1 protein-coding gene is annotated in these 365 nt (G+C 68.2%); it reads right to left on the bottom strand.

The features are described 5' to 3' along the window. Positions 1-365, bottom strand: a 365-nt coding sequence (locus tag EN852_RS36465; RefSeq protein ID WP_246694527.1) for an FAD-binding oxidoreductase, incomplete at both ends; no start/stop codon positions are given.

The following is a 365-nucleotide window of genomic DNA, read 5'->3' as shown; positions in this document are numbered from 1 at the left end:
GCGTCAGTACTAGGCTGAACCCGTCAAGCCGGTCGTCGAGGCCGATCAGCTCGTCGCGGAAGATCACCTCGTCCCAGACCCGCGCCGAAAAGACCAGCGCAACGGGCACCGCCGCATTGCGTAGCGTGCGATGGCGCGCCATCGCCATCAGCGGCACGACGCCGGAGCCGCCGCCAATCAGAAGGATCGGCCCGCCGTCGCTCTCCTCCCAGATGAAATGGCCGCCCAGCGGTCCGCGCAGTTCGATCTCGTCGCCGACCGCGGCCACATCGTGGAAGAAAGGCGAGACCTCGCCGTCGTCCAGCCGCTCGATCGCCAGCTCGACGGCTGCGCCTGCTTCCGGCGCCGAGGCGATGGAATAGGAG

The sequence above is a fragment of the Mesorhizobium sp. M2E.F.Ca.ET.209.01.1.1 genome (assembly GCF_004010375.2).
In the GTDB taxonomy this organism is placed as follows: domain Bacteria; phylum Pseudomonadota; class Alphaproteobacteria; order Rhizobiales; family Rhizobiaceae; genus Mesorhizobium.
This window is presented reverse-complemented; position numbering and strand designations above follow the sequence as displayed.